The organism is Streptomyces sp. NBC_00878 (assembly GCF_026341515.1).
Lineage (GTDB): Bacteria > Actinomycetota > Actinomycetes > Streptomycetales > Streptomycetaceae > Streptomyces.
The window spans coordinates 113,216-138,977 of the sequence record NZ_JAPEOK010000001.1 but is presented as its reverse complement, the minus strand read 5'-3'; the positions used below and the strand labels follow the sequence as shown (position 1 = coordinate 138,977).

At 69.4% G+C, this 25,762-nt stretch carries 23 protein-coding genes and 2 pseudogenes; 7 read left to right on the top strand and 18 right to left on the bottom strand.

Annotated features, from left to right (window positions below):
* Window positions 1-145 precede the first annotated feature (145 nt).
* The 3 genes from OHA11_RS00585 to OHA11_RS00575 all read left to right on the top strand — a co-directional run bounded on the left by OHA11_RS00585 (window position 146) and on the right by OHA11_RS00575 (window position 3,408).
* On the top strand, window positions 146-1,453 hold the full coding sequence (locus OHA11_RS00585; RefSeq protein ID WP_266490843.1) for an ABC transporter substrate-binding protein: 1,308 nt from the start codon (window positions 146-148) through the stop codon (window positions 1,451-1,453).
* Window positions 1,454-1,585: 132 nt separating this feature from the next.
* On the top strand, window positions 1,586-2,509 hold the full coding sequence (locus OHA11_RS00580) for a carbohydrate ABC transporter permease (RefSeq protein WP_266490842.1): 924 nt from the start codon (window positions 1,586-1,588) through the stop codon (window positions 2,507-2,509).
* On the top strand, window positions 2,506-3,408 hold the full coding sequence (locus OHA11_RS00575; protein WP_266490840.1) for a carbohydrate ABC transporter permease: 903 nt from the start codon (window positions 2,506-2,508) through the stop codon (window positions 3,406-3,408). Before OHA11_RS00580 ends, OHA11_RS00575 begins: the two co-directional genes overlap by 4 nt.
* Before the next feature lie 117 nt (window positions 3,409-3,525).
* Here the strand turns inward: OHA11_RS00575 and OHA11_RS48270 are convergent.
* A pseudogene (locus tag OHA11_RS48270) lies at window positions 3,526-3,618 on the bottom strand (IS5/IS1182 family transposase); the annotation flags it as partial.
* An 89-nt stretch (window positions 3,619-3,707) separates the two neighbouring features.
* Between OHA11_RS48270 and OHA11_RS00565 the strand changes: the two are divergent.
* Window positions 3,708-3,848 (top strand): annotated as a pseudogene (locus OHA11_RS00565) (ABC transporter ATP-binding protein); the annotation flags it as partial.
* A 172-nt stretch (window positions 3,849-4,020) separates the two neighbouring features.
* Here the strand turns inward: OHA11_RS00565 and OHA11_RS00560 are convergent.
* Window positions 4,021-4,746 (bottom strand): DUF4389 domain-containing protein, encoded by a 726-nt coding sequence (locus tag OHA11_RS00560; protein ID WP_266490838.1) that lies wholly within the window; start codon window positions 4,744-4,746, stop codon window positions 4,021-4,023.
* Window positions 4,747-4,852: 106 nt separating this feature from the next.
* Entirely contained in the window at window positions 4,853-5,941 is a 1,089-nt protein-coding gene (locus tag OHA11_RS00555; RefSeq protein WP_266490837.1) for an AI-2E family transporter, read from the bottom strand.
* 612 nt (window positions 5,942-6,553) lie between these two features.
* On the opposite strand from OHA11_RS00555, the gene OHA11_RS00550 reads away from it, so the two are divergent.
* Window positions 6,554-7,201 (top strand): CHRD domain-containing protein, encoded by a 648-nt coding sequence (locus OHA11_RS00550; protein WP_266490835.1) that lies wholly within the window; start codon window positions 6,554-6,556, stop codon window positions 7,199-7,201.
* A gap of 317 nt (window positions 7,202-7,518) precedes the next feature.
* Here OHA11_RS00550 and OHA11_RS00545 read toward each other — a convergent pair whose 3' ends face one another.
* From OHA11_RS00545 to OHA11_RS00520, 6 genes are all read right to left on the bottom strand, one after another.
* On the bottom strand, window positions 7,519-8,604 hold the full coding sequence (locus OHA11_RS00545) for a glycoside hydrolase family 5 protein (protein WP_266490833.1): 1,086 nt from the start codon (window positions 8,602-8,604) through the stop codon (window positions 7,519-7,521).
* Between the two features lie 371 nt (window positions 8,605-8,975).
* Window positions 8,976-9,725 carry a zf-HC2 domain-containing protein gene (locus tag OHA11_RS00540; RefSeq protein WP_266490831.1) on the bottom strand — a complete coding sequence of 250 codons (750 nt, stop codon included), beginning with the start codon at window positions 9,723-9,725 and terminating at the stop codon, window positions 8,976-8,978.
* On the bottom strand, window positions 9,722-10,288 hold the full coding sequence (locus OHA11_RS00535; protein ID WP_266490829.1) for a sigma-70 family RNA polymerase sigma factor: 567 nt from the start codon (window positions 10,286-10,288) through the stop codon (window positions 9,722-9,724). The genes OHA11_RS00540 and OHA11_RS00535 overlap by 4 nt, the downstream gene beginning before the upstream one ends.
* A gap of 337 nt (window positions 10,289-10,625) precedes the next feature.
* Window positions 10,626-11,099, bottom strand: a complete 474-nt coding sequence (locus tag OHA11_RS00530) for a hypothetical protein (RefSeq protein ID WP_266490827.1) — start codon at window positions 11,097-11,099, stop codon at window positions 10,626-10,628.
* An 18-nt stretch (window positions 11,100-11,117) separates the two neighbouring features.
* Window positions 11,118-11,312 carry an FHA domain-containing protein gene (locus OHA11_RS00525; RefSeq protein ID WP_266490826.1) on the bottom strand — a complete coding sequence of 65 codons (195 nt, stop codon included), beginning with the start codon at window positions 11,310-11,312 and terminating at the stop codon, window positions 11,118-11,120.
* A gap of 158 nt (window positions 11,313-11,470) precedes the next feature.
* The gene (locus OHA11_RS00520; protein WP_266490825.1) at window positions 11,471-13,168 is read right to left on the bottom strand and encodes a serine/threonine-protein kinase; all 1,698 of its coding nucleotides are present in this window, start codon (window positions 13,166-13,168) and stop codon (window positions 11,471-11,473) included.
* A 636-nt stretch (window positions 13,169-13,804) separates the two neighbouring features.
* On the opposite strand from OHA11_RS00520, the gene OHA11_RS00515 reads away from it, so the two are divergent.
* Together OHA11_RS00515 and OHA11_RS00510 are read left to right on the top strand one after the other, a co-directional pair.
* Complete coding sequence (locus OHA11_RS00515) at window positions 13,805-16,822, top strand: BTAD domain-containing putative transcriptional regulator (protein WP_266490824.1); 3,018 nt, start codon at window positions 13,805-13,807, stop codon at window positions 16,820-16,822.
* Window positions 16,823-17,104: 282 nt separating this feature from the next.
* Entirely contained in the window at window positions 17,105-17,647 is a 543-nt protein-coding gene (locus OHA11_RS00510; RefSeq protein WP_266490822.1) for a sigma-70 family RNA polymerase sigma factor, read from the top strand.
* Window positions 17,648-17,967: 320 nt separating this feature from the next.
* Here the strand turns inward: OHA11_RS00510 and OHA11_RS00505 are convergent, their stop codons facing one another.
* The 9 genes from OHA11_RS00505 to OHA11_RS00465 all read right to left on the bottom strand — a co-directional run bounded on the left by OHA11_RS00505 (window position 17,968) and on the right by OHA11_RS00465 (window position 25,761).
* On the bottom strand, window positions 17,968-19,134 hold the full coding sequence (locus OHA11_RS00505) for an amidase (RefSeq protein WP_266490820.1): 1,167 nt from the start codon (window positions 19,132-19,134) through the stop codon (window positions 17,968-17,970).
* Window positions 19,131-19,646 (bottom strand): flavin reductase, encoded by a 516-nt coding sequence (locus OHA11_RS00500; RefSeq protein WP_266490818.1) that lies wholly within the window; start codon window positions 19,644-19,646, stop codon window positions 19,131-19,133. Before OHA11_RS00500 ends, OHA11_RS00505 begins: the two co-directional genes overlap by 4 nt.
* Window positions 19,647-19,699: 53 nt before the next feature.
* Window positions 19,700-20,650 (bottom strand): PDR/VanB family oxidoreductase, encoded by a 951-nt coding sequence (locus tag OHA11_RS00495; protein ID WP_266490816.1) that lies wholly within the window; start codon window positions 20,648-20,650, stop codon window positions 19,700-19,702.
* A 43-nt stretch (window positions 20,651-20,693) separates the two neighbouring features.
* On the bottom strand, window positions 20,694-21,461 hold the full coding sequence (locus OHA11_RS00490) for an SDR family NAD(P)-dependent oxidoreductase (protein ID WP_266490813.1): 768 nt from the start codon (window positions 21,459-21,461) through the stop codon (window positions 20,694-20,696).
* Window positions 21,458-21,973, bottom strand: a complete 516-nt coding sequence (locus tag OHA11_RS00485) for an aromatic-ring-hydroxylating dioxygenase subunit beta (protein ID WP_266490811.1) — start codon at window positions 21,971-21,973, stop codon at window positions 21,458-21,460. Before OHA11_RS00485 ends, OHA11_RS00490 begins: the two co-directional genes overlap by 4 nt.
* Window positions 21,963-23,228 carry an aromatic ring-hydroxylating dioxygenase subunit alpha gene (locus tag OHA11_RS00480; protein ID WP_266490810.1) on the bottom strand — a complete coding sequence of 422 codons (1,266 nt, stop codon included), beginning with the start codon at window positions 23,226-23,228 and terminating at the stop codon, window positions 21,963-21,965. Before OHA11_RS00480 ends, OHA11_RS00485 begins: the two co-directional genes overlap by 11 nt.
* Window positions 23,225-23,584, bottom strand: a complete 360-nt coding sequence (locus tag OHA11_RS00475; RefSeq protein WP_266490809.1) for a hypothetical protein — start codon at window positions 23,582-23,584, stop codon at window positions 23,225-23,227. The genes OHA11_RS00480 and OHA11_RS00475 overlap by 4 nt, the downstream gene beginning before the upstream one ends.
* A gap of 14 nt (window positions 23,585-23,598) precedes the next feature.
* Window positions 23,599-24,759, bottom strand: coding sequence for an acyl-CoA dehydrogenase family protein (locus OHA11_RS00470; protein ID WP_266490807.1), 1,161 nt, complete (start codon window positions 24,757-24,759; stop codon window positions 23,599-23,601).
* 114 nt (window positions 24,760-24,873) lie between these two features.
* Window positions 24,874-25,761: an alpha/beta fold hydrolase gene (locus OHA11_RS00465; RefSeq protein ID WP_266490805.1), complete on the bottom strand. Its 888-nt coding sequence runs from the start codon at window positions 25,759-25,761 to the stop codon at window positions 24,874-24,876.
* Window position 25,762: the final 1 nt, after the last annotated feature.

The window sequence follows — 25,762 nt, the reverse complement described above, 5'->3', positions numbered from 1 at the left end:
CTTAGCTTAAGTCGAAGTCAAAGTCGGAACAGGTCGACTCGTGGTCGGCCATGGGTTCAGGTCCCAGGAGGACCACCGGGCGACGGCCTCACTGACGGGACGACCGCAGCAGGCCCTCTTCTGACACGAAAGTGAGCACTGGCCAATGAAGACCAGATTCGCCGCAGTCGCAGGCGCCACGCTGGCCGCAACACTGGTTCTCGCCGCCTGCGGGGGCGGGGACGGGGGCTCCGACAGCGGATCAGCACCGAGTGGCGGCAAGGTCCGCCTGACCATGTGGGCCTGGGACCCGGGCATGGACAAGGTCGTCGACCTGTGGAACTCGACGCACCCGAACGTCCAGGTCGCCCTCAGTAACCCGGCAGGCGGTGACCAGCTCGTCAGCAAGATGATCACCGCGCACCAGGCGAAGACCGCCCCCGACATCGCGAAGGTCGAGTACCAGTCGCTGCCCGGCCTGGTGGCGAACGGCGTGGTCCGGGACATCACCGCCGACACGAAGAAGGCGGTCGCGGACTTCGACGAGGCGACGCTGGCCCAGACCCGCTTCCAGGGCAAGGTCTACGGCATCCCGCAGGACTTCGCCCCGCTGATGATGTTCTACCGGTCCGATCTGTTCAAGAAGTACGGCCTGAAGGTGCCCACCACGTGGCAGGAGTACGAGGAGGTGGCCGCTCAGCTGCACACCAAGGCACCGGGCGCCTCGATGACCAACTTCGACGCCGCCGACCCCGGCTGGTTCACCGGCCTCGCCCAGCAGGCGGGAGCGGACTGGTGGACCACGAAGGGCGACTCCTGGCACGTGGACATCAACGGCACGGCCAGTGACAAGGCCGCCGAATACTGGCAGGGCCTGGTCGACAAGGGGCTGGTCAAGAAGAACCCCTCCTTCTCCCCGCAGTGGAACAAGGAGATGAACAACGGCACCCTGCTCACCTGGATCTCCGGGGCCTGGGCCCCGGCGCAGATCGGCGGCATCGCCCCGTCGACCAAGGGGAAGTGGACCGCCGCGCCGCTCCCGGCCTGGACGGCGGGCGACACCACCACCGGCATCTGGGGCGGCTCGGCCATCACGGTCACCACCGACTCCAAGCACCCCACCGAGGCCGCGGAGTTCGCGAGCTGGCTGAACACCGACGCCAAGGCGGTGACGGCCCAGGTCAAGAACATCAACATCTACCCGGCCTCGACCTCCGGGCGCGCCCTGCCGATCCTCGACCAGCCGCCGGCCTTCTTCCCGAATCAGCCGGACTACTACGCCGAGGTGAGGAAGGTCGCACCGGGCGCACGCAGCTTCTCGATGTGGGGCCCGAATGTCACAGTGACCTTCTCCGCGTACCGGGACAGCTTCGGCGCGGCGCTGCAGTCCGGCAGCTCGTTCACCGGGGCGCTCGACACCATGCAGAACAACACGACGGCCGGCATGAAGAAGCTCGGGTTCACCCTCCACTGACCCCGACGACCCGGTCGCCCGGCGCGCCTCCCTGACTCCCGCGCCGGGCGACCGTACCGGCACCAAGCACTGAGACCGGCAACGGGCATCAGTGACCGAACCAGCCACTCATCCGATGAGGACGACACGTCGATGGCGACAAGCACTTCGCGGCGGGGCCGCAGGGCGGGCCAGAGCCGGCTGCCGTATCTGCTGGTCCTGCCCGCGACCCTGCTCCTCCTGCTGTTCGTGGTCGCCCCCGGTGCCTACGCACTGCTCCTCAGCTTCCAGCAGCGCAAGGTCAGCGGGGGCATGCTGGGCACCGGCAGCAGAACGGTCTTCGCGGGTCCGGACAACTACTCCGCCGTGATCCATGACTCCGAGCTGTGGCACAGCGTGCTGCGCATGCTGCTCGTCGGCGCGATCACCGTACCGGCGACCGTGCTCCTCGCCCTGCTGTTCGCACTCCTCCTGGACACCGCACGGGCCCGCTTCACCCGGTTCACCCGGCTGGCCATCTTCCTGCCGTACGCGGTGCCCGGTGTCATCGCCACACTCCTGTGGGGCTTCCTCTATCTGCCCGCGACCAGCCCCATCGGCGGGCGGGACGTCGACTTCTTCGGCACCTCGATGGTCTATGTCTCGGTTGCGAACATCGCGGTGTGGGGCGCGGTGGGCTTCAACATGGTGGTGATGTACACGTCCCTGCGCGGGCTGCCGCCGGAGATCTACGAGGCGGCAAGGATCGACGGGGCTTCGGAACTGCAGATCTCGCTGCGGGTGAAGGTCCCGCTGATCCGTCCCGCCATCGCCATGTGCACCCTGTTCACCGTGCTCGCCGCCCTGCAGCTGTTCAACGAGCCGAACACACTCCAGCCGCTGTCGAACGCCATCTCCCTGACCTGGGTTCCCCTGATGAAGATCTACACCGATGCCTTCGTCGACTCCGACATCCATCTCGCGGCGGCCACCTCGGTCGTCTTCGCGGTCGGCATCCTCGCCGTCTCCCTGCTCGTCGGGCGTCTCGCCCAGACCCGCTGGGGCGCCGCCGGAGCCGTAGGCAAGGAGCAGCGATGACGATCGACTCGCCCGCCCGTCCCGTGGCGCCCCCGGTGACCGCCACCCGGACCGAGCGGCCCCGCCGCCGAGGCATCGCCGTACTGCCCACCGCCGTACTGCTCCTCGGCTCGGTCTACTGCCTGGTGCCGACGCTGTGGATCCTGATCGCGTCCACCAAGTCACGCAGCGAACTGTTCTCCACCGCGACCTATCTGCCCTCGTTCGGCTCGGGCCTCGTGGACAACATCGCCGACCTCTCCTCGTACGACTCGGGCGTGTTCTGGCACTGGATGTTCAACAGCTTCCTCTATGCGGGGGTCGGCGGGCTCGCGGCCACCGCCGTCTCCGCCGCGACCGGCTACGCCATAGCCAAGTACCGCTTCCGCGGCCGCACCCTGCTGTTCAAGACCATCCTGGCGGGCGTCCTGCTGCCGCAGGTCGTGCTGGCCGTGCCGCAGTACCTGTTGCTGGCCCGGGTCGGCATCACCGACAGCTACCCGGCGGTGATCCTGCCCCAGCTGTTCAACCCCTACGGCATCTACCTGTGCCGCATCTACGCGGCCGCCTCCGTACCCGACTCACTGCTCGACGCCGGGCGGATGGACGGGGCGAGCGAGTGGCGGATGTTCTCCGCGATCGGGCTGCGGCTGATGGCACCCGGACTGATCACCGTCTTCCTGCTCCAGTTCATCGTCATCTGGAACAACTTCCTGCTGCCCTTCGTCATGGTGACGAGCGACGACAAGTTCCCGCTGACGGTCGGCCTGTACAGCCTGCTGCGCCATGGCGCCAACCAGGCATCCCTGTACTCGCTGGTGATCACCGGCACACTGCTGTCCGTCGTCCCCGTCATCGCGCTCTTCCTGTCCTTGCAGCGGTACTGGCGTATCGACCTGGTGACCGGTGGCCTGAAGTAGGCCGACGTACCGGAAGGCCGGAAGGGACGCGGTGCCCTGGCCGACGACGTCATGTGCTTCCCGGGGGCCTGTACGGGGGAAGCCCGAGTCGGGCAGCGGCCGGTGTAATCCCCATGAGGCGGCCGCGCGCACGGACGGGGTGTCGATCACCACCAGGAACGGGTCCTCTGATCGGCGGGCCCTCTCCCGCACCTGACAGCGCAGCAGTTCCTGACAGGACCCGGTACTGCCGGTCGCCGACCGCTTCACCCGCTCCTGCTTCCACTGACGCTGATCCAGGCCCATCCGGGATCTGAGCCGTGGGTGATCCATCGGCCGGGCTCGACCCCGAGGCACGTATCGAGGTGTGGCATGCGGTCAAGGAGCTAGCAGGCTACGGAACGACGGTGCTGCTCACCACGCACTACCTCGACGAAGCCGAACAGCTCCTGGAAGGGCTGGACCCGCATCGAGCGAGTGCCTGCCGACAGACCCAACACTGAGCTGCCGTCATCTTGAGGGCGGCTCAGGGACTTGGTGTGACGTTGTTCGGGGGGTGCTCGTGCCGGCCGGGGGCGGCAGTTTGCCGGGTGGATCGTCTGGCAGGGCGGTTTCGGGGTTTCCCTTGTGGATTCAGCTCTTTGTCATGGGGGAGGCCGGCGGCGCGGTCGGCGGTGAGTCCGGCCGGGGGCCCGGCGTGGCCTCTTGCCCGCCCATGTCGAGACGGAACGGCGGGTACTGGTCGGTCATCAGCGCGGCATAGGCGGTCACCCGCGCGACCCACCGGGCGAGGCCCACCAGGAAGTCGAAGAGGTGCAGCGGGTACCGGGCGGTGAACAGCAGGATGACCACGGCGACGAAAGAGAGGAAGGGCATCAGCCCGCCGCCCCGCCAGCCGCCGTCGTCGTCGTCCCAGCCTCCGCCCCATCCCCAGCCACCCGCGAACATCGCGACGACGATGTACTGCGGGATCGCCAGCAGCCACCACTTCACCAGGACCAGGCCACGCGAGAGGCGCGCGGGGTAGGCGATGTCGAGACGCGCCGGATAGTCCGGCACATCCGCGAGGGTGAAAGGCGGGTACCGGTCGGTGCCGAGCGCGGTGTGGGCGTAGTAGCTGACCCGCCAGTTCCATCGCAGTACGCCGACACTGAAGTCGAAGAGGGACCGGGGATACCGAGCGGTGAACAGGATGGCGAAGAACGCGATCACTGTGACGAGGACGAACCCGATCCACAGGAAGAACAGCACGATGTAGTGCGGGATGGCGAGGAGCCACTTCACCAGCCACAGCCATCGGGAGAGCCGGGGATCGACGGATGCCTCGATACGCACGGGCGACGCGGTGACAGGAACCATGAGAGGGAACTCCTTTCGCTTGCAGATTCGCAAGCGAAGTGGAGCACCGCGACCTGGGAGGGGCCGTTCGCGCGCCGGCCACGGCCGTCGCGGCCTGACCGGCAGGTCACCCCTCGGGCACTGGCTCCTGTGACGGCTCACTGAGCTGCTCGCGCACGTAGTTCCATACCACCGCGATCAGCGCGGCGATCGGTACGGCGAGCAGACTGCCCACGATGCCGGCCAGGCTGCCGCCCAATGTCACCGCCAGCAGGATCACGGCCGCATGGAGGCCGAGTCCACGACTCTGGATCATCGGCTGGAACACGTTCCCCTCGAGCTGCTGCACCACGATGATGATGGCCAGCACGATCAGCGCGTCCGTCAGGCCGTTGAAGACCAACGCGATGAGGACGGCGACGAAACCGGCGAACAGGGCGCCGATGATCGGTACGAACGCGGAGACGAACGTCAGCACCGCCAACGGGAGCACCAGCGGCACCCCCACAACCCACAGGCCCAGGCCGATCAGAACGGCGTCGAGCAGGCCGACGGCCGCCTGGGAACGTACGAAGGAGCCCAGGGTTGCCCAGCCACGGGCGGCCACGGTGGGGATGTCGGTGGCGAGCCGGCCCGGCAGTTGACGGGCGAGCCACGGCAGGAAGCGCGGGCCGTCCTTGAGGAAGAAGAACATCAGGAAGAGCGCCAGCACCGCGGTGACCACGCCGTTGACGATGGTGCTCACTCCCGTGATCACAGTGGTGACCATGCTGCCGAGGCCCTCCTGAGCGCGGGCGACCGCGTTGTCCATGGCCTTGGTGATGTCGTCGTCGCCGATGTTCAACGGCGGCCCGGAGGCCCAATCACGCAGCTTCTGGATGCCTTCGACCACGCCGTCGGTCAGCTCACCGGACTGGGACGCCACCGGTACGGCGATGAGTGCCACGACGCCGCCTGCGACGAGGAGGGACAGCACGGTCACGGCCGACGCGGCGAGGGCGGGCTTCCACCCGTGACGACGCAGGAAACCAGCCAGGGGCCAGGTCAGTGTGGTCAGCAGCAGGCCGACGACGAGCGGCCACACCACCGACCACATCCGGCCCAGAAGCCACAAAGACACCGCGAGCATCGCGAATATCAGCAGCAACTCCGCAGAAAAACGTGCCGATGTACGGAGAGCGGCGCGGGCCTTCGTGGAACTCAGGGTGGCAGTCACGGTGGGCACCCTATTGGCCGGCTGCCAGCCGGAGGACCTGGGCTGAGGAACCCACCGGTTGGTGAGGCACCAGTACTTCGCAGTCAATTCCACTCCGGCGATGAGGTCCACGCCGTAGTGGTAGCCGAATCCCCGCGTCGCGTCGAGCGTGGGACGCGTCGACCGACGCGTTCGTTCGGACTCCGGATCCCATCAGCGCGGTGGTGATCAACCAGCGCCACTGCGTTCCGTGGCATGCGGCGTGGCCAGCGCACGCCCTCGGCTTCGGACGCGAACCGTGGTCAGCACCACCTGGCCCCGCTGGAGGGAGAGTTGCGTCTGGCACGCGTCTCCATTCGGTTCGCCAGGGCCGGCGCATCGCCTGCCATGCGCCGGCCAAGGCAGGACGGCGCAACCGTCGAGTCCTACTGGCCACTCGCGGGCTCGCTCGGTGCGCGTTCTCTGTCAAGATCGTGTTCCGAGTGATCGTGGATCGTCTCAGGAGTGTCTCAGGAGTGTCATCGGGTGACCTGGGTCGTGAGGACCGTCCGTGTGGTGGGTGACGGACCGCGAAACAACCGTGGCCGCACTACTTGAGAGGCCTCAACTGCCATGAAGAACAAGCGTTTTGGGATGATCGTCGTATCGGCCGTTGCCGGTGCGCTCGTGCTGACTGCCTGCAACGGTGAGGACGCTGCGACCGGCGCCGGGGCCAGCGGCGCGGCCGGTAGCCCGACTGCCGGCGGGCACGCGTCAGCCGGTAGCGAGCACGCTGCCGGGGGCAAGACCGTGCAGGGTGCCGGCCGGTGGGACAAGAACGAGGAGAACGCGACCTTCTTCACGTCGGTCCTCAACGGTGCGAACGAGGTGCCGATCGAGGGCGGGCCGGCCGTGGGTGACAAGGACGGGCACGCGCTCGCCCTGATGCGGATCCAGGGCGACCAGGTCTCCTATGCGTTCACTTTCACCGGAATCGGGACGCCGACCCTCGGTCACCTCCACAAGGGTGTCAAGGGTGTCAACGGCGATGTGAAGATCCCGTTCTTCACGAAGAAGCTCGAGGACGGCAAGAAGTTCGTCTACGGCACGGTTACCGTGGATGACCAGGATCTGCTGGACGGCATCAAGGCCAACGCCCAGAACTGGTACTTCAACATCCACACCGCAGAGTTCCCTGGCGGTGCCGTCCGTGGTCAGGGCTACAAGCTCTCTCCCAGCGTCCACGTCCCCGACACCATGACCGAGGCGACCCTCAACTCCCTCGTCAAGAGCGCCGAGTAACCGTCACACCCACCAGCCCGCCCGGACGGCCCCTCCCAGCGTGTGAGTGTCTGCCTGAGAACCCGGCACATCGCTGCCGCCAGATATCAAGCTCAGTATCGGCTGCGTAACTGTGGGCTGATCGGATGCTTTTGCGGCGGCGGCCGGGAGAATCCAGAGGGGCGGCGCCCGAGGTCGGTCTCGTTTCCACGAGGCCGGTTCGTCGATGGCGCCGCCCCATACGGGCGTTCGGTCAGGCGAGGGTGTGCACCTCCGGTATCCGCCGCCGGTTCCCTGCCGCGTGTCGGGCCCGGTCCCGGTCCGAACGACTTCGGCGATCAGGAGTCAGTGACCGGGAAGTTGTCGGGTGTCGCGATGCGGTCACGGATCCACACGCCCGCGGGCTTCAGGGGCGAGGTGCCGGTCCAGGGCCCGTTGCTGTCGCAGGTTCCGGTCTTGAAGACGGCCCCGGAACGGTTGTCGTCGGAGAAGTTCCAGTTCGTCCAGCTGATCTTCTTGCTCGCCATGAGGTCGAGGTAGCGCTGGGACATGGCGAAGTCGTTGCTTCCTTCGCCGGCGTAGTTCTGGGTGCCGAACTCGGTGACGAAGACCGGGAGCCGGTCGGCGGCACGCGAGAGGGTTTCCAGGTACTCGTCGCGGTGCGAGTACGCGTAGAAGTGGAAGGTGTACATGATGTTGGTCGCCCGGACCGGGTTGTTCACCACTTCGGACTCGTCGGCGCCCTCGGAGACGCCGAACGAGGACCACGCGCGGGTCCCGACCAGTACGGGGGCGTCGGAGTCGATGGCGCGGATGGTCGGGATGATCTGCTCCGCGTAGCTCTTGATCTGCGACCAGCTCACCCCGCTGGGTTCGTTGGCGATCTCGTAGAGGATGTTGTTCTTGTCCTTGTTGCGGTTGGCGATGTCGGTGAAGAACTGCCGCGCCTTGCTCAGGTTGGTGTTCGGGTCACCGGGGGTGAGCATGTGCCAGTCGACGATCACGTACATGCCACGGTCCGTCGCCTGCTGGATGAGCGAGTGGGCGAGGTTGGTGAAGTGCTGCGGGTTCGTCTCGTACCCGCCCTCCTGCACATAGGTCGAGACACGCAGGACGTCGGCCGTCCAGTCCTGCGCCAGGGCGTTGAGCGAACCGCTGGTCAGGCAGTGCGGGTACCACTGGGTGCCGTGTGTGCTCATGCCGCGCAGTTGGATGGGGTTTCCGCGGCTGTTGCACAGCTTGGTGCCACAGACCTGGAGCTGTCCGTTGATGCCGACCGGTGTGGTCGCCGCGGGTGTCGCGGCCTTCCGGTCGGTGGTCGCGGAGGCGGAGGTGGTGGGGAGGACGCTCACGAGCAGGAGCAGGACGCTGCTGAGCAGGGCCGCGAGCACAGCGGGGCGCAACGACCGTGGGGGTGCCGTCATGCGAACTCCGATCACATAGCTATCCAATAGGAAACTTTCCTATCAGTAGAGAAGCAAGGGACCCCGTCCGTATCAAGAGCCCTGACGGCATCCGTAGTTCGGGGCGTTCACATCCGGGAGTGAACGTCGGGACGCACGTGCCGACTTGTCGGTGATCCCCGCCGCCGAGGGGCCCTCTTGTCCGGTTCCCGCATCACCCTCACCGGCTCGTCCAGGGCCGTCCTCGCAGGGCGTCCGCTTCCGCTGGTCCAGCCCCGACGGCATCACCCGGAGTTCGCGGATCTACGACACCGGCAACGACGGCCGGGGCGTCCACAGCGAGATCCCCCGGCGAAGCGTCCGGGGGATCTCCTGCTGTCTCGGGCCGGATCTCACATGTCGACGCCGACGTACTGCTTGCCTTGGTCGTTCACCACGAGCACCGAATCGACCTCGTCGGGCGCCACGGCCGCGGAGCCGTTGAGGCCGCCCTCGCCGGGCCGGGGGCTGGCCGTCGGGGCGGGGCCGGGGGAGACGACCCAACTCGCGGCCGTCTCCTGGTGTCCGTCCTTGGAGACCACCACCAGCCGGCACCGCTCACCGACCGGGACTCCGGCGACCGAGGCGTTCACGCGGACCCACTCGCTCGCCGGAGTGAGCTCCACCGTCATCGAGGCCTTCGTGCCGCTGTCCGTCGCCGCCGCGACCCTGATCCCCTCGGGGGGTGGCGAGCTCGACGTGGACGGTGAGGTGGAGGGAGAAGCGGAGGGAAGGGCCGCTGTGGCGCCTCCAGGGTCGTTGCCCCCTGCCGCGTAGCCCCCGAGGAACAGGATCGCCGCCGACGCGGCGGCACCCAGCCCCACGGCCAGGGACCGGCGCCGCCAAGCGCTCGCCTGCTCGGCGCGCACCTGACGCAGGGTGCGCTGGAGCAGCAGGTCCCCGTCCTCGGGCGGGCCTTCGAGGAACGCCTCCGGTGGAACCTCGCCGAGTGCCGCCTCCATCTCCTGAAGCGCGGTCAGTTCCATTCGACATTCCTCGCACTCGGCGGTGTGTTCCTCGAGTGTCGACCGCTCGCCTGTCTCCAGGACGCCCAGAACGTAGGCGCCGAGCAGTTCGCCGTTCGGATGCTGCTGCGTGCTCACGCCGCCCCCACCTTTCGAAGCTTCAGGGCACTCCCGGGGTTGCTGGGGGTGTACAACTTGCGCAATGCCTTGAGGGCGTGATGGGCGCGGGACTTGACCGTACCCTCCGGTATGCCCAGCCGTCCCGCGGCTTCCGACGCCGTGCGGCCGCGGTAGTAGATCTCCACCAGGACGTCCCGGTGTTCGGGCTTGAGCTGGTTGAGCGCGTTCATCATGACCACCGAGTCGACCACCTCCTCGGAGTGGTCACGGTGGACCGGCGTGACCGTCTCGGTCTGAGCCACCTCGTTGGGGCGGGCCGCCTTCGCCCTGTACCGGTCGGTGACGATGTTCCGGGCCACCGTGAGCAGCCAACCCCTCAGTGATCCTTGAGGGTCGGCGATGACCTCGGGGTGTCGCCAGGCCCGGATCAGTGTTTCCTGCACCACGTCCTCGGCGGAGGCCCGGTCGCCGGTCAGTCGCGTCGCGTAGGCGAGCAGGGCCTTGCCGTGCTCCGCGTAGAGCGTGCGGATCAATGCTTCATGACTCGTGGCCTGTGGGCCACGAGATCGTAGGATCGCCATCTGGTTACTCCATCCCCGTGGGTTCACCAGAGACACGGAGGGCCGTCGGGCCAGAGTTCGGAGTCGCACAGTGACCTGCGTCACTGATATTTAGTGTTCAAGCACCGTGTGTCTTGTTACCGAATGACGATGCGCCAGGGCCATCCGTGACACGTGGGTGACCGGCCGGGCCCCTGGCAAGAGCGGTCGCGCGCATCGTCTTCCAACTTTCCGTAGATCGCCGCCACTTCAGCAGCTGCAACCTGTCCTACGCAGCGAAGGCAGGGACCGGGTCTCCGCACGGCGAGATTTGTTCTTGATTCTTTTCTGCGAACTCAACTCGGTCCGGCGTACGTAGTCATGAACGAACACGGCCGCAGCGGTGTCGGCGAACGTCGCCGACTCCGACGACGGCGGGGGTATCTGTCTGGAAGAAGAGGCCGATGTCGGCCTCATCACCGCCGACGATCAGGGTGTCCCACGCCCCGCTCCCCAGGAGGGTCCGCAGGGTGTCGGGCCTCAGCGTCGAGAAGTGCTCGCGCAGTGCTTCGTCAGTGGGCTGCCCGGGCAGGCGGGGCGCCAGCCGCTCACGGATGGCGCCCATGCGCTCGACCAGCAGGTCGTCGAGGGAGTAGATCGAGGCGTCGGCTGCGTCGAAGCGGTCGGTGGCCCAGCGCCCGTCGTGGACGGTCACGGTCACCCGGCCCCGGAACTGTTCCTCGAGCGCCGGGGCGAACGCGAGACCGACCGGCCCGCCCCCCGCTGGCGGTGACCCGGAGCGTGCCGGGGCGACGGAGGTGACGCGCGGGGTGTCGAGCAGGTAGAGGCCCATGACCGTCTCCATCGCGTCCTACGCCTCGTAGAGGAAGGTCTCGTCGCCGATCCGGATGCTGTCGTTGGGGCGCAGGACGTGCCGTGTGACGCGCTGCCCGTTGACGTGTGTTCCGTTGCGGCTGCCGCGGTCGTAGAGCACGGGACCGGCGTCCTCGGTCACGATCTCGGCGTGCAGACATGAGGCGCTGGCGCTCACGATGACGGATGGCACTGCGTACTCCTCGTGATGGCGCTCGGCTGCGAAGACCCGCCCGCCCCCGTGGCCGTTCCGGCGCGAGGGCGGACGCGTACGACGCCAACACGTAGGTGATCCGGGACCGAGTTCAATGGTTCCGGGACCGGTGCGGATCCTTCTCGGACCGGACTTGGCTATGCCCCCGCGTCCGTGCACGTGATGGAGAAGGGCACCGTGTTCGAACTCGTCAGCTCGGGACCTTTGACCTGCACCCCGATCTCGCTCTTGAAGGTTCCCGATTTGTGCCACGCCGTGAGCCGCACCGTGTCCTGCCCCGTACGGTCGCCGCCCTCCGGGAAGGTGACGGTCCGCCACTCCCGGTCGACGACCGAGCCGTCCTTGGACACCCAGCGGTAGGTGAGCTCGGCCGGTGCCTGGTCCACGGCGAACGTGACCGTGAACGTGGGCGCTTGCTCCGCCGGCGGTGGACAGGCGCCCGAGTAGGTGGTGCTGGCCCCGGTCACCGTCACACGGATCATCTGGGATCCGGCACTTTCCTGCTCCTGCTGGTCAGCGCTCGGCGCGGCGGCGGGCTCGGCGTCGTCCTTCGAGCTGCCGTCCGCGCTCGTGGACGGGGAACCGGTCGCGGTTGCCCGGTTCGGGTCCGCCGTGCCGTCGTCCCCCTGTCCGGTCAGGGCGTAGCCCAGCCCGGCGATGCCCATGACACAGGCGACCGCTCCGGCGACGAGAACCGCGGTAATGCGTCGGCTGTGCCGAGGGGCCTCGGGGGCGGGTGGTGTTTTGGAGGCGGAGTGTGTCGGCACTGGCTGCGCGGGTCCTCCCGTGACGGTCGGTGCCGACTCGGGCGCACCCGTCACGACCGCCGGTGTCGGCGTGGGCGGGGCGGCGGCCGTCCCGGCGGACGACGACGCGACCGTCCCGGCCGTGGGCAGCTCAGCGGCGGCGGGCGCGTCCTGGGCCCGGGAGATGCGCGGGTCCTCGGCGAGGGGAGTATCCACCACGGTCGGCGTGGCGGGGACCTCGGGTGTGCCGCCCGACGCAACGAGACGCAGAGTCTTCTCGGCCTGCTCGGCCGGCGTACGGTCCGTCGGCTCCTTGCGCAGCAGCCCCTCGATCACGGAGCCCAGCGGCCCTGCTCTGCGCGCGGGCGGCAGTTTCTCGTCGACGATGGCGCGCAGGGTGCTGAGAGGAGTGTCCTGGCGGTAGGGGGAGATGCCCTCGACCGCCGCGTAGAGGAGGACACCGAGGGACCACAGGTCGGACTCCGGGCCGGGATTGCGGCCCAGGGCGCGCTCGGGTGGCAGGTACTCGGGTGAGCCGATGACCTCACCGGTCCTGGTGAGGGAGGAGTCGCCCTCGACCGTGGCGATGCCGAAGTCGGTGAGGACCACTCTGCCGCCGCCGGCGAGTAGGACGTTGGCCGGCTTCACATCGCGGTGCAGTACCCCGGCGGCGTGCGCGGCGCGCAGGGCGGCCAGGATCTCGGCGCCGATTTCCGCGGCCCGCGCGGGGCTGAGGGGTCCCTGGTGGAGCAGGTCGGCCAGGGATTGTCCGCGGACGAGCTCCATGACGATCCACGGACGGCCGTCCTCCGTGGCGACATCGAAGACGGTGACCACGTTGGGGTGGGTCACCCGGGCCGCGGCCCAGGCCTCGCGTTCCAGCCGGGTGTACATGCGCTCGACGTCCGGAGCGGGCAGACCCGCGGGGGCACGCACCTCTTTGACAGCGACTTCGCGCTGCAGCACCTCGTCGTGGGCGCGCCACACCGTGCCCATGCCGCCCTCGCCGAGGGGGGACAGCAGTCGGTAGCGACCCGCGATCACGCGCTCAGGGCCCGGCTCCACCGGCACGGTCTCCTCGTTGTTCATCGGGGCGATTTTCCTCTCTTCATGAAGCGGCCGGAGCGAGCACGGAGACGGCCGCCCGGCGAGTCCGCTTCCCGCGGACCGAACGAGATCGCGACACCGCGGCGGCGCTCACCTCCCGGACCGGGCCAGAAGCTGCTACGTGCTACACGTGGGAGGAAGCCTCGAGAGTTCAACTGGGCGAAAGAAATCTGCTGCTGCGTCCGGCGCCCTCCACGTGTGGGGCGGCGACGTTCGGCCGCGTGCGGAAATGGGCCGTGCACGGGGGAGCACCCCCCCTTGCCCGCCTGCCCTCGTGCACGGCCGCCGTGCCAGCGGCGACGCAGGCAGCAACGGAACCCGTGGGCCGGTGACCGCGCTTCGCCGCCGTGGCGCTTCACGAGGGCCGCAGCTGCTGGGACGGTGAGCCGCTCTTGCACGGTGGCCCGGAAACGGCCGAACGGCTGTAGACGGCATCGGTTTCCCCGCCCAGGACGGCCTCCGGAGTGGGACCGCCGGGGCGGCGGCCCGTCGCACCGATGGGGGTAGGCTCCCTTCGGCCCGGTCCTGTCGAGCGGAGCGGACCCGGCCCGTCGGCTCACGCCCGTGACCGGGCGTCGTCGACCCTCATCGGCTTCGCTTGTCGGTACAAGGGACACTGTGCATACGCGTTTCACCGTGCTCGGCCCGCTGAGGGCCTGGCGGGGCGGGATCGAGCTCGAGCTGGGACCGCCCAAGCAGCGCGCGTTGCTGGCGTTTCTCCTCGCGCAACCCAACCACCCGGTTGGTACGCACGAGATCGTCGACGCCCTGTGGAGACAGAACCCGCCGGACAGCGCAGTGAACGTCGTGCACCGTCACATCGGGGCACTGCGCCGCCTGTTCGAACCCGACATGCCGAGCAGGGGAACGTCACGGTGGCTGGTGCGGGCGTCGGGCGGCTACCGCCTGGACGCCGATCCCGAATCCCTCGACCTGCTGCGCTTCCGTTACCTGCGGGAGCGCGCGTCCAGGACCGGGGAACCGGCCGAGGCCACCGAACTGCTGGTGGAGGCCCTGACCTTGTGGCGAGGTCCCACGGCCTCCGGGATAGCGCCGGAGGTACGGGCTCATCCGGCCTTCGGCGCGGTGGACGGCGAACACCTGGCCGCGGTCAAGCACGCGGCCGAGCGGGCGCTGGAGACAGGGCGGGAACCGCGCGCACGTGTGCTGGTGACCCTGCGTCAGGCCGCCGCCCTGCACATGCTCGACGAGGCGTTGCAGGCCCGGCTGATCCTCATGCTCGCCGCCACCGGCCACCAGGCCGAAGCTCTGGAGGTCTACCGGACCGTCCGCGCCCGGCTCGCCGACGATCTGGGCGTCCAGCCCGGCCCGGAGCTCCAGGCCGCGCAACGGCGGGTGCTGGCACAGACGTACGTCTGGGACGACTCGGCTCCTGCCGAGGGAACCCGATCCGCCGACCACACGAGCGTGGACGCGCGGACAGAGTCGGCCGGTACCCGCCGGGAGAGTGAGACGGCCGGTACTGACCGGGAGAGTGAGACGGCCGGTACCGGCCGGGAGAGTGAGACGGCCGGTACTGGCCGCGAGAGTGAGACGGCCGAGCCGTTCGACCCGGACCACCGGATGTCACTCGTGGTCCCGCCCGCCCAACTCCCCGCGAAACTCCCCTCGTTCACCGGCCGACTCGACGAGCTCGCCCGTTTCCGTGGGCTGCTGCCGGGCAGCTCGGCCTCCACGGTGGTCATCAGCGCGATCGGCGGCATGGCCGGTGTCGGCAAGACCGCCCTCGCCGTGCACTGGGCGCACCAGGTGGCCGACCGCTTCCCGGACGGCCAGTTGTACGTCGACCTGCGCGGTTTCCACCCCAGCGGGACGGTGATGAGTCCGGCCGAGGCCATCCGCTCCTTCCTCGACGCCCTCGGGGTGCCCGCCCAGCGAGTCCCCGCCGGGCTGGACGCGCAGGCAGCCCTGTACCGCAGCCTGCTCGCCCGGCGCCGTGTGCTGATCGTGTTGGACAACGCCCGCGACACCGAGCACGTGCGTCCGCTGCTGCCCGGAGCGCCCGGATGCCTCGTCGTCGTCACGAGCCGGCACCAGCTTTACGGACTGGTGGCCGCCGAGGGCGCGCACTTTCTGACGCTGGACGTCCTTGGCGAGGACGACGCCCTGCGGTTCCTCTCCGACCGCCTGGGGCCCGACCGGATCGCGCGGGACCCGGGCGCTGCCCGCGCCATCGTCGCCGCGTGCGGGGGTCTGCCGCTCGCGCTGGCTGTCGTCAGCGCCCGTGCCGCGATCAACCCCGCCTTCCCGCTGTCCGCCATCGCCGAGGAACTGGCGGAGAGCGAGGGCAGCCTTCATGCGTTCTCCGGCGAGGCGCCCACTGCCGACGCCCGCAGCGCTTTCTCGTGGTCGTACCGGCTCCTCAGCCCGGAGGCGGCACGGGTGTTCCGGCTGTTCGCGCTCCATCCGGGCGACGACTGCTCTGTTGCCGCCGCTGCGAGCCTGGCCGGACAGCGCCGGGCCCAGGTTAAGCCGCTGCTGGCCGAGCTGTGCCGGGCCCACCTGGTGTCGGAGACCGGGCCGGGACGCTTCGGCTGCCACGAACTGCTGCGCGCCTACGGGACCGAACTGGGCAAGGCGCTGGATGCCCCGCCGGAGCGGAGGGCGGCCCGGCGCCGCATGTTCGACCACTACCTGCACAGCGCGCACGCGGCGGCCGGCGTCCTCGCGACGAGCCGGGAACGCCTCACCCTGGGCCCACCCCTGCCCGGAACGATCGTGTCGGAATTCGCCGACCAGACCCGCGCCGCGGAGTGGCTGGAGACCAACCGGTCCGTGTTGCTCGCCGCCGTCGAGCAGAGTGCCCGGCGCGGCTGCGGCGAACAGAGCTGGCAGCTTGCGGCCACCATCGAGCTGTACCTCGACCGCAACGGCCGCCGTCAGGAACAGTTCATCGCCCAGACGACGGCGGCGAGGGCGGCACAGCGGCTGGGCGACCTGCGTGGACAGGCCCACGCCCACCGGGCGCTCGGCTTCGCCAACGGCCGACTGGAGCGCTGGGAGGACGCGGCCGAGCATCTGGCCCGCGCCCTGGACCTGTTCGCCGACATCGGGGACCAGGCCGGACAGGGGCGCGTGCACCGCTACGCGGCCTTTCTCGCCAACGCGCGCGGCCGCCACGGGGAGGCTCTGGAGCACTACGCCCGGGCGGGTGTCCTCTACCGGGAGGCCGGACGGCGCAGCGGGGAGGCCAGCGTGGCCAACGAGGTCGGCTGGACCCACATCCTGACGGGCCGGTACAGGAAGGCGCTGGAGGAGTGCGGCCGGGCCCTGACCGTCCACCAGGAGATCGGCGACCGCAACGGTGCGGCCGCGGCGTGGGACAGCCTCGGCTACGCCCACCACCACCTGCACGAACACGACCGCGCACTGACGTGCTACGAGCACGCGCTGGAGCTCTACAGGGCGATCCGCGACCGCTCCCTGGAGGCGGACACGCTCGTGCACATCGGTGACAGCCGCTACTTGGCAGGGGAGCACGAACGGGCCGCGGACGCCTGGCGTCAGGCGCTGGACATTCTCGACGACATCGGCCACCCGGACGCCGAGGCGGTGCGCGGGAAGCTGAAGGACGCAGCCGCTGCCGGCGCCGGGGAGCAGCCCGCTCACCCCTGACCGGGGGAGAGGCCCGCCCAGGAGGGATCGGCCGATCCGGGACGGATCGCTTTCCGCGCGGGGCGTTGCGGTCCGGCGTCAGAAGACCGTCACTGTTCCGGAAGAGGGACCTGCCTACGCTCGCCGTGCCGCTTCGTCGGGGCCCATCCGGCCCTTCCCTGTGTATGCCGTGCCGGTGACCCCGCTACGGCCGCGTTCCCCTGCTCGCCGCGCATGCGCGGCGAGTACGGGCACCGGCGTGAGGGAGAGGAGCGCACCGAACTCCCCCTCAGGAACTGGAAAATGAACACGATCATCGGCGCGGAGATCTCCTCGCCCGCGCATCAGAAGCAGTTGCTCGACGACCTGGTCTCCGACCACACGACGGCGCTGCTCGCCTACGCGGAGAAGCTGCTGAGCGACCGGCACACCGCGCAGGACATAGTTCAGGAGACCCTCATCCGTGCGTGGCCGCACACGGAACGCCTCTACAGCACCGAGGGATCCGTGCGGGGCTGGCTGCTGACCGTCGCGCGCAACCTGATTGTCGACCGCATGCGCAGTGCCTGTGTCCGCCGGGAGAGCGTCGGCATCGACAACCGCGACGTCGTCCTGCCCGATCACTCCGAATCCGTGCTGCTCTCCGTCGAGACGAATTCCCTGCTGCGTCAGCTCTCCCACCACCACCGGGAGGTGTTGGTGCTCACCTATCTGTGCGGCCGGACCATCGAGGAGACGGCCCGCATCCTCAGGATTCCCGCCGGAACGGTCAAGTCGCGCCAGTACTACGCCCTCAGCGCGCTGCGGGCCCGCGTGGCATCGAGGGATCCCGCCACAACGAGCTGAAACGCGTACGCCAACGCGGTTGCCCATCGCACGCTCCGCTCGTCGTCCGCCACCGGGCCGACTTCAAGAGGCACACGCAACCGCGGCCACGATCGACGGGAGTTCGAGCGCAAGGCCGAGGCGTGCCAGTCGCCATGCTTGTCGCGTCTCAGCACCGCCGACGGCGCGGAGCGGAGATCTCTCGAACTGGCACCGGAAGGCTACTCCTTGCTGCGGGCCCTCTGCCGCAGGAAGCGCAGGCACTGACGTATCTCCTCGTCATCGTCCACGACATGGACGACGGAAGTGCTGTCGAGACCTGGTCTCGATCGCGGTGATCTTCACTGGCCGGCCCCCTCGACGATACGGGCCACGCCGAGCAGCCGGCTCACGCGGTCGGGGTGGCCGATGAGCTGGAGGCCGAGCGGCATGCCGTGCGGGTCGCGGTGTCCGGGGACGGTGACCACGGGCAGGCCGAGCAGTTGCCAGGGGCGGCTGAGGACGGGGGTGCCGGTGGAGTCCAGGCCGTGCGGAGCCGGGCCGGGAGCGGCCGGGCCGAGGATCGCGTCGACGCGGGTGAGGAGGGCCAGGGCGGCGGTGCGTGCGGTGCGGGCCGTGGCCAGTGCCGTGCCGTACTCGTCGTCGGTGGTCTCGCGTCCCCGGGTGAGGAGTTCGTTCAGGTGGCTGCTCAAGGACTCGGGACGCCGGGCTTCGTCGGCGAGGGTGCGGGCGGCCTCGTAGGCCATGACGACGGCATGGGAGGCGGCCAATTCCGCTGTGCTGAAGGGGAATTCCGGGCTGTCGGCGTGCAGTGCGCGTCCGGTGTGCCGCACCGCGTCGAGCATCGCCGGGTCGACGTCCGCCAGCTCGGTGCCGTGCCACTCCAACAGCCGTACGCAGTCCGGGTCTTCGGCCTTGGTGCCGTCGACGGCTTCGATCACCGTGGCCAGTTCGGAGACCCGGGTGGTGAGCAGTCCCGGGGCGTCCAGGCTCGGGCTCAGCCCGGTGAAGCCCCGTAGTGACCAGGCGCCCACGGGGGCGACGTATCCGGCGACCCCGCAGAAGGAGGCGGGCCTGGTCAGGGAGCCGGCGGTCTGCGAGCCCAGGGCGAGAGGCACCACGCCCGCGGCGACGGCCGCGGCCGAACCGCTGGAGGAACCGCCCGGGGTGTGGGCGGGGTCGTGCGGATTGCGGGTCGGCCCGGGCTGGAAGTAGGCGAACTCCGTGGTGACCGTCTTGCCCAGCGGCACGGCGCCCGCCCGGCGCAGCCGGTCCACCAGCCAGGCGTCGGCTGCGGCGACACGGCCCCGGCGCAGGGGCGAGCCGCACTCGGTGGGCAGCCCGGCGACGTCGATGATGTCCTTGACACCGAACGGCATGCCGTGCAGCGGCCCGTCGGGAGCGCCGAGCTCTGCCGCGCGAGCACCCGCGGCGTCCACCCGCACCCAGGCGCGGATCTCGGGTTCGGTCTGCTCCAGGCGCCGTAGCGCATCCTCGACGGGGGTCATGACCGGGCGCCTTCCGGTAGGAGCGGCGTGGGATCGAGACGGTGGAAGGCGCGGCCGAAGTAGACGAGGCTCTGGCCGCCGGAGCGGGTGCGGATCTGCTCGATCTCGACGAAGAGAACGCTGTGGGAACCCATCGGGACAGTGTGCTTGATCGTGCCGACAGCCGTGACGAGGGCGTCCTTGAGGACGGGAACGTCCTGGGTGCGGTCCCAGACGTCCCAGGTGAAGCGTTCGGCCATGGGAACCTTCGTGGCGCCCGCGAAGTGCAGGGCGAGTTCCTGCTGCTCCCCGCCGAGGACGTTGAGGCCGATCCGCCCGTTCGCCCTGAAGACATCGTGCATGGCGCTGGCGCGGTTGACGCAGACCAGGACGGTCGGTGGATCGTCGGTCACCGAGCAGACGGCGCTGAGCGTGATGCCGCAAAGGCCGTTCGGCCCGTCCGTGGTCAGGATGTTCACAGCGGCCGGGAGGTGCGCCATCGCCTCGCGGAACTCGTTCTGGTCGGGGGTCACGGCGGTGCCGCTCCTCTCGTGGTTCGGTAGGGACCGGGTTGGGCGGGGCCGGCTCACCACAGCTCCACCACCAGCCGCCGTGACTTCGCCCGTGACACACAAGCGGCGATCTGGTCGCCGGCCGTCTTCTCCTTGGCGGACAGGCAGTGGTCACGATGGTCGGGTTCGCCCTCGACGACCCGCAGGACGCAGGTCCCGCAGATGCCCTCGCGGCAGGAGGTGTCCAGCGGGACGCCGTTCTCCTCCAGCACCTCGGCGATGGTCCTGCCGGGCGGCACGGGGTAGACCTCGCCGGTGTCGAGTTCGACCTCGAAGGGCTCGTCGGCGGCGTCCGACACGTCACCGGCCTGGAACAACTCCGAGTGGATCCGCTCCTCGGGCAGGCTGCGGGCGGCGAGTGCACGGACGTACGTCATGAAGTCGTGGGGCCCGCAGGTGTAGACGTGGGTGTCCTCCCGAAGCCCCTGGAGTGCCCCGGCCAGCGCGTCGCGGGACGCCTGTCGACCGCGCCCGAAGTGACGGACCACGCGACCGGCGAAGGCGGACTTCTCCAGCAGCCCGGCGAAGGCCGCCTCGGCACGGCTCCTCGCCACGTAGTGCAGCGTGAACTCGGCTCCCTTGTCGTGCAGTTCGTACGCCATCGCCAGCAGGGGCGTGATGCCTATGCCCGCCGCCACCAGGTGGTGCCGGGCCGCGTCCGGGGCGAGGCCGAAGAGCTGCCGGGGTGCGCCAATGGTCAGCTTCGTGCCCGGCACGGTCTTGTCGTGCAGCGCCTGGGAACCGCCACGCGAGTCCGCCTCCCGTTTCACGGCGATGGTGTAGGCGCCGCTGTCGTGCGGCGGACCGCACAGCGAGTACGGGCGGGTGATCCCCGTCGGTCCGGTGACGTCGATGTGTGCGCCGGCCGGGTACGGGGCGAGGGCGGCGCCGTCGGAGCGGGCGAGCCGGAGGACCTTGATCGTGTCGGTTTCGTCGTGGGTCTCGGTGACGGTGACTGTGAACATCCGTCTGCCTTCAGGTGGTTCGGGTGGGGAGTTGACGGCGCTGTCAGCGCATGTACAGGCCGCCGTTGGCGTCCCAGCAGGCTCCGGTGACCGCGTCCGCGTGCTCGGAGGCCAGCAGAACGGCCATGTCGGCGATGAACCGCGGGCGGCCCAACCGCCGTACGGGAATGGACTCTTCGATGGCCGCGAGTCGGTCCGGCGGGACCGTCTCGCGCACGATCGGCAGTTCCTGTGGCCCCGGCGAGATTGCGTTGACGGTCACTCCGGACGGGCCGAGTTCGCGGGCGAACACCTTGGTGAGAGTCGCGACTCCGCCCTTGGCGGCCGCGTAGTGCGCGCCGGTCGCCGTACCGCCGTTCTGTCCGGCGAGCGAGGCGATGTTGACGATGCGCCCGTAGCCGCGCTCGGCGAAGTAGGCGCCGAAGACCTGGCAGCCGAAGAAGGCGCCATTCAGGTTGGTCGACACGACGGCGTCGAAGCTCTCGGGGCTGATCTCCATCAGTGCCTCGACTCTGGACTGCCCTGCGTTGTTCACCAGGACGTGCACCGTGCCCCAGCGTTCGACGAGTTGGTCGCGGACCCGCGCGAATGCGTCCTTGTCCCGGACGTCGAGCGCGAGCCCGACGGTGTACCGGCCTTCCGGGTCGAGTTCCGCGGCCGCCTTCGTCGCGGCCTCCTCGTCCAGGTCGGTCAGCGCGACGCAGTAGCCGCGGTCGTAGAACCGTGCGGCGATGCAGGCACCGAGGCCGCGTGCCGCGCCGGTCACGAGTGCGACACGGCGGCGATCCTCCTCGTGAGGGTGCGGGCTCACAGCAGGAACCCCGATGCCGTGACGGCGTCCTCGGAGTTGACCAGCCGCACGATCTTGCGGGCGATACGAGGGCCGTCCGTGCCGAACAGGATCCGGTGGGTGACGTCCGCGGCGAGGACGAAGGTCTCCTCGCGTTTGTAGCCGACCAGGATCTGTGCCGAGCACACCTCGATGGTGTCCTCCTCGCGGCCGGTCACCACGAAGCGGGAGACCGAGCGGACCGTGCGTGCCGCCGCGGCGGCCGAGATGGAGAATCCTCCGGTGAGGCGCTCGACGCGCATCCGGCGCATCCGGTCGTCGTCGTAGACGAGGTTGAGTCGGGAGGCGAAGTCGGTCGCCTCGCGGTCGATGGGTACGACGTACTCGCCGCCCTCGGCCCACAGCCCGTCCCAGTCGTCGTAGCGGCGGGCGTCGAGGAGGTGGGCCTCGCGCCAGATCAGGGAGACGGCGGAAAGGGCGCGCGGGTCGTCCAGCGGAAGCTCAACCTCCGTGCGGGGGGCCTCAGTTGCCATCCGTCATCATCCTCTTCCACATGTCGTACGCCTCCCGCATCCCGGTCTCGTCGGTCGCGTGGGAGGTGGGCTGTCCGAGGTCGTTGGGCTTCTCGCGGCCGAGGCCGCGGTTGACCAGGATCGGCATGTCGATGCCGCCGGCCACCCCGCGCTGGACGCGGTTCCACGCCTCGGCGTCGTCGGGGCTGCCGAAGCCGAAGGGGCCCTGGAAGTGCTCGTGAATGCGCAGCCGTTCGCGGTTGACGATCTCCGGGCCGCCGTCCAGGCCCAGGGCCACGTGCCGGATCTCCGTCTCGGTGACCGAGACCGGGCGCAGGACCCGGAAGAAGGACATGGACATCGCGACGTTCGGGAACAGGTTGAGGTTGAATCCGGCGCCGTGGAGGGAGCGGACGATGCGCCGGATCTTCTCCGGCGGCATGTCCTTGTCCTTGGACAACTCCTCGACGATGTGGCTGAAACGGTCCTGGAGTTTCTCCGTGCCGTCGTCGACGTCGAGGTCGGCGTGTTCCTGGACGGAGATGGAGACGCTGTGTCCGTTGCCGAGGGCGTGCGTGACAGCACTCTCGTCGGTCATGATCGACAGCATGCTCGCGGTCTCCGCGTCGACCGACGCCATCCAGGAGCGGTGCACGATCGGGAAGTGGTACCAGTCGGTGGTGTTCTCCAGCTGGATCTTCCAGTTGCCGTTGAACCGGAACCGGTGCTCGCCCTGCACCTTGATCGGATAGCCCGCGCCCTGCTTCATGAAGCGGTCGATCCACAGCCTGGCCCCGCCGAGGAAGTCCTCCAGCGGCTCGATGTCCTCGCTGAAGCTCGCGAAGACCATCCCCGCGTAACTGCCTACCTTCAGACGCTGCAACGGCAGGTCCTTCTTCTCCACGACGTCCTCGTAGCCCTCGGGGTACGGGATGCCGCGCAGGGTGCCGTCCAGGGCGTACGACCAGGCGTGGTAGGGGCAGGTGAAGCCGTTGCCGTTGCCCTTGGGGGTCTCGCAGACGCTGGCGCCGCGGTGACGGCAGCGGTTGAGCAGGACGTTGATACCACCGCGTCGGTCCCGGCTGACGATGACGGGACGGCGGCCGACCCACGCCATCTTGAAGTCGCCGGCCTTGGCGATCTCGCTCTCGTGCGCGACCCACACCCAGGTGCGGTGGAAGATGCGGTCCATCTCCCGTTCGAAGAGGGCCGGGTCGGTGTACAGGGTCCCGGCGACACGGTCTGACTCGACCAGCGACGAGTACGGGTGCGTCATCGGGTCACCTCCGGCTCGGGCAGCGGACGGCCGATGCGCGCCTCGATCTTCATGTAGCGCCACAGACCGTGCTCGCCGACCTGGACGGTACGGAAGAGGTTGCAGGCCGCCGCGACGGCCGGCTGGTCGACGACGTCGGCCAGGAGGTAACAGGTCCACGGCCAGGAGTCGGACGGGCCGACCAAGTGCTGGTCGTCGTCGATGCTGCCGAGGACGGTGACGCCGGGCAGCTCGTACAACTGGGTGAGCATGGTCGTGAAGCCGTCCCAGACGGACTTGCCCCGGCCGGTGGGCAGGTCGAAGAAGTTCTGGTTGACGCCGATGCAGAAGAGCACCCGCAGGGGGGATTCAGGCATGGAATGCCCGCCTTTCAGAGGTAGCCGGGGAAGGGCTGGACGCCCATGAGGACCGCGCCCGCGCCGTCGTACATGCCCTCCTGGAGGAAGGCGTGCTGCGGGACGACCGACGCGTCGCGCAGGTGGCGCTGGAGGGGGCTGCCGTCGGCGACGGCGCCGATGCCGCCGAGCTGATAGGCGGCCCGTACGACCTCGAAGGAGGTCTTGGCGAGGTGCGCGGAAGCCAGGCGCAGCGCGCTCGCCTGACCGTCCGTCGCCGGGTCTCCCGCCTCGACGGTCGCCCACGCCTCCTCCGTGGCCTCGTAGAAGAAGGCGCGCGCGGACCGGAGTTGGGCCTCCGCCTGGCCGACCGAGATGCGGTAGGTGGCGCGTTCGGCGGGTTTGGGTGCGCCGGTGTAGCCGGAGCGGCCGCCCTGGGCGATGACGTGGTCGAGGGCGGCACGGGCCGTTCCGAGACCGACGACGGCCAGGACCTGTGCGGCGTAGGGGACGGTCGGATAGCGGTAGAGCGGCTCGTCGACGGTGGGATCGCCGCCGCGGACGAACGTCCACGCTTCCGGTACGACAGCCCCGTCGACCACCAGGTCGTGGCTGCCGGTGCCCTGCAGGCCGACGACGTCCCAGTTCTCGGCGATCTCCACCTGGTCCGCCCGCAGTACGGCGGTAAGGGGCCGGCCGGCCTTGTCCTCGCCCGCCTTGATGCCGACGCCGACGATGTCCGCGCCCTTGCATCCGCTGGAGAACTTCCAGCGGCCCGAGACCCGGTAGCCGCCCTCGACGTGCTCGGCGGGCTGTACGGGGAAGAGGCCGCCCGCGAAGGCGACATCGGGACCGTCCGCGTACAGCTCGGCCTGGGTGTCGAGCGGCAGAGCGGCCAGATAGACGCCGGAGCAGGCGAAGCTCGCAACCCAGCCGGCCGAGGCGTCCACGGCCGAAATCCGCTCGATGAGGCCCAGAAATTCCGCGGGCGGAAGGGCGTCGCCCCCGAATTGCTTCGGTGTGCTCGCCCGGTAGATTCCCGCGCCCTTGAACACGGCGATCACATCCCGCGGAACGTGCCGCTTCTCCTCGAATTCGGCCCGCCGCTCCTCGACCACCGCCAGCACCCGGTCCAGCCCCGCTCCGGAGGACGAACCGCTTTCGGCTGCCGCCGAGGAATTCAGCGTCTGCGTCATGAGAAAATCTCCTCGGATTTCCGGGCGGTTCACTTTGCCGCCCTGCCGTCACGCTAGGCGTGTCAACCGACCGCCCGCCATTGGGACTTGAACCAGTTCGGGTAAGGGAATTCCCTAGGCCCGGGAGGTGGAACGCGTGACAAAGGCGATCAACTGCTCGTTGAAACGGTCGGGTTCCTCCAGGAACGGGGAATGCCCCGACCCTTCCCACAGCCGCACCTGCGCGGCGGGCTGGACTGCGGCGATGTGTTCCGCCGCGGCCGGTGCGACGATCCGGTCCCTGCCGCCCTGGACGGCCAGCCAGGGCACGGTGACACCGGCCGCCGCCGCACTGCGGTCCAGCGCGCGTTGCAGCAGTGCGGCACAGACGCGGGGTGGAGTCCGCAGGCTCGCGTCGAGCAGAGTCCCTGCCGTGTCGTCCGCAAGGGGGCGCTCGGTCGACACCTCCAGTAGTTTTCGGCGGGCCTCGATGGTGATGCTCCCGCCGTCGTCGTTCACCAGTTCCGGCAGCAGGGCCACGAAGTCCGGGCCGAACATCCGCTCCGCGCCCGGAACGCCCGCCAGCAGGCTCGCGTCCACGGTGAGCAGCCCCGACAGCGCCGAGTCGCCGTGCACCGCGACGTAGTCGAGGGCCACCAGGCCGCCGTAGGACCAGCCGCCCAGGACCGGCCTGTCGAGCCGCAGCTCCTCGATCACGGCCGCCACGTCGTCGGCCCACACCCGCTCGTCCAGATAGCCGGAGTCCGGCTTGCCGGAATGACCGTGGCCACGCAGATCGGGTGCGACCACCCGGATCGACCGGGGCGCGGTGAGCTGGTGGAGCCAACTGCGGGCGGACTGGGCGAAGCCGTGGAGCAGTATGACGGCCGGCGCGTCCTCGGGTCCGGCGTCGAGCACGTTCAGCGGCACTCCGCCCGCTCCCGTGACCGTGACCGATCTGACGCCGTCTTCGGCGAGCGAGTCCGTTGCCACGCCGATGTCCGCACTGTCCTCTGTTGTCATG

Coding starts and splice junctions, on each gene's coding strand:
- OHA11_RS00585 (WP_266490843.1), top strand. CDS start 146: ATGAAGACCAGATTCGCCGCAGTCGCAGGCGCCACGCTGGCCGCAACA.
- OHA11_RS00580 (WP_266490842.1), top strand. CDS start 1,586: ATGGCGACAAGCACTTCGCGGCGGGGCCGCAGGGCGGGCCAGAGCCGG.
- OHA11_RS00575 (WP_266490840.1), top strand. CDS start 2,506: ATGACGATCGACTCGCCCGCCCGTCCCGTGGCGCCCCCGGTGACCGCC.
- OHA11_RS00560 (WP_266490838.1), bottom strand. CDS start 4,746: ATGGTTCCTGTCACCGCGTCGCCCGTGCGTATCGAGGCATCCGTCGAT.
- OHA11_RS00550 (WP_266490835.1), top strand. CDS start 6,554: ATGATCGTCGTATCGGCCGTTGCCGGTGCGCTCGTGCTGACTGCCTGC.
- OHA11_RS00545 (WP_266490833.1), bottom strand. CDS start 8,604: ATGACGGCACCCCCACGGTCGTTGCGCCCCGCTGTGCTCGCGGCCCTG.
- OHA11_RS00535 (WP_266490829.1), bottom strand. CDS start 10,288: ATGGCGATCCTACGATCTCGTGGCCCACAGGCCACGAGTCATGAAGCA.
- OHA11_RS00530 (WP_266490827.1), bottom strand. CDS start 11,099: ATGGGCCTCTACCTGCTCGACACCCCGCGCGTCACCTCCGTCGCCCCG.
- OHA11_RS00520 (WP_266490825.1), bottom strand. CDS start 13,168: ATGAACAACGAGGAGACCGTGCCGGTGGAGCCGGGCCCTGAGCGCGTG.
- OHA11_RS00510 (WP_266490822.1), top strand. CDS start 17,105: ATGAACACGATCATCGGCGCGGAGATCTCCTCGCCCGCGCATCAGAAG.
- OHA11_RS00505 (WP_266490820.1), bottom strand. CDS start 19,134: ATGACCCCCGTCGAGGATGCGCTACGGCGCCTGGAGCAGACCGAACCC.
- OHA11_RS00495 (WP_266490816.1), bottom strand. CDS start 20,650: ATGTTCACAGTCACCGTCACCGAGACCCACGACGAAACCGACACGATC.
- OHA11_RS00485 (WP_266490811.1), bottom strand. CDS start 21,973: ATGGCAACTGAGGCCCCCCGCACGGAGGTTGAGCTTCCGCTGGACGAC.
- OHA11_RS00480 (WP_266490810.1), bottom strand. CDS start 23,228: ATGACGCACCCGTACTCGTCGCTGGTCGAGTCAGACCGTGTCGCCGGG.
- OHA11_RS00475 (WP_266490809.1), bottom strand. CDS start 23,584: ATGCCTGAATCCCCCCTGCGGGTGCTCTTCTGCATCGGCGTCAACCAG.
- OHA11_RS00470 (WP_266490807.1), bottom strand. CDS start 24,759: ATGACGCAGACGCTGAATTCCTCGGCGGCAGCCGAAAGCGGTTCGTCC.
- OHA11_RS00465 (WP_266490805.1), bottom strand. CDS start 25,761: ATGACAACAGAGGACAGTGCGGACATCGGCGTGGCAACGGACTCGCTC.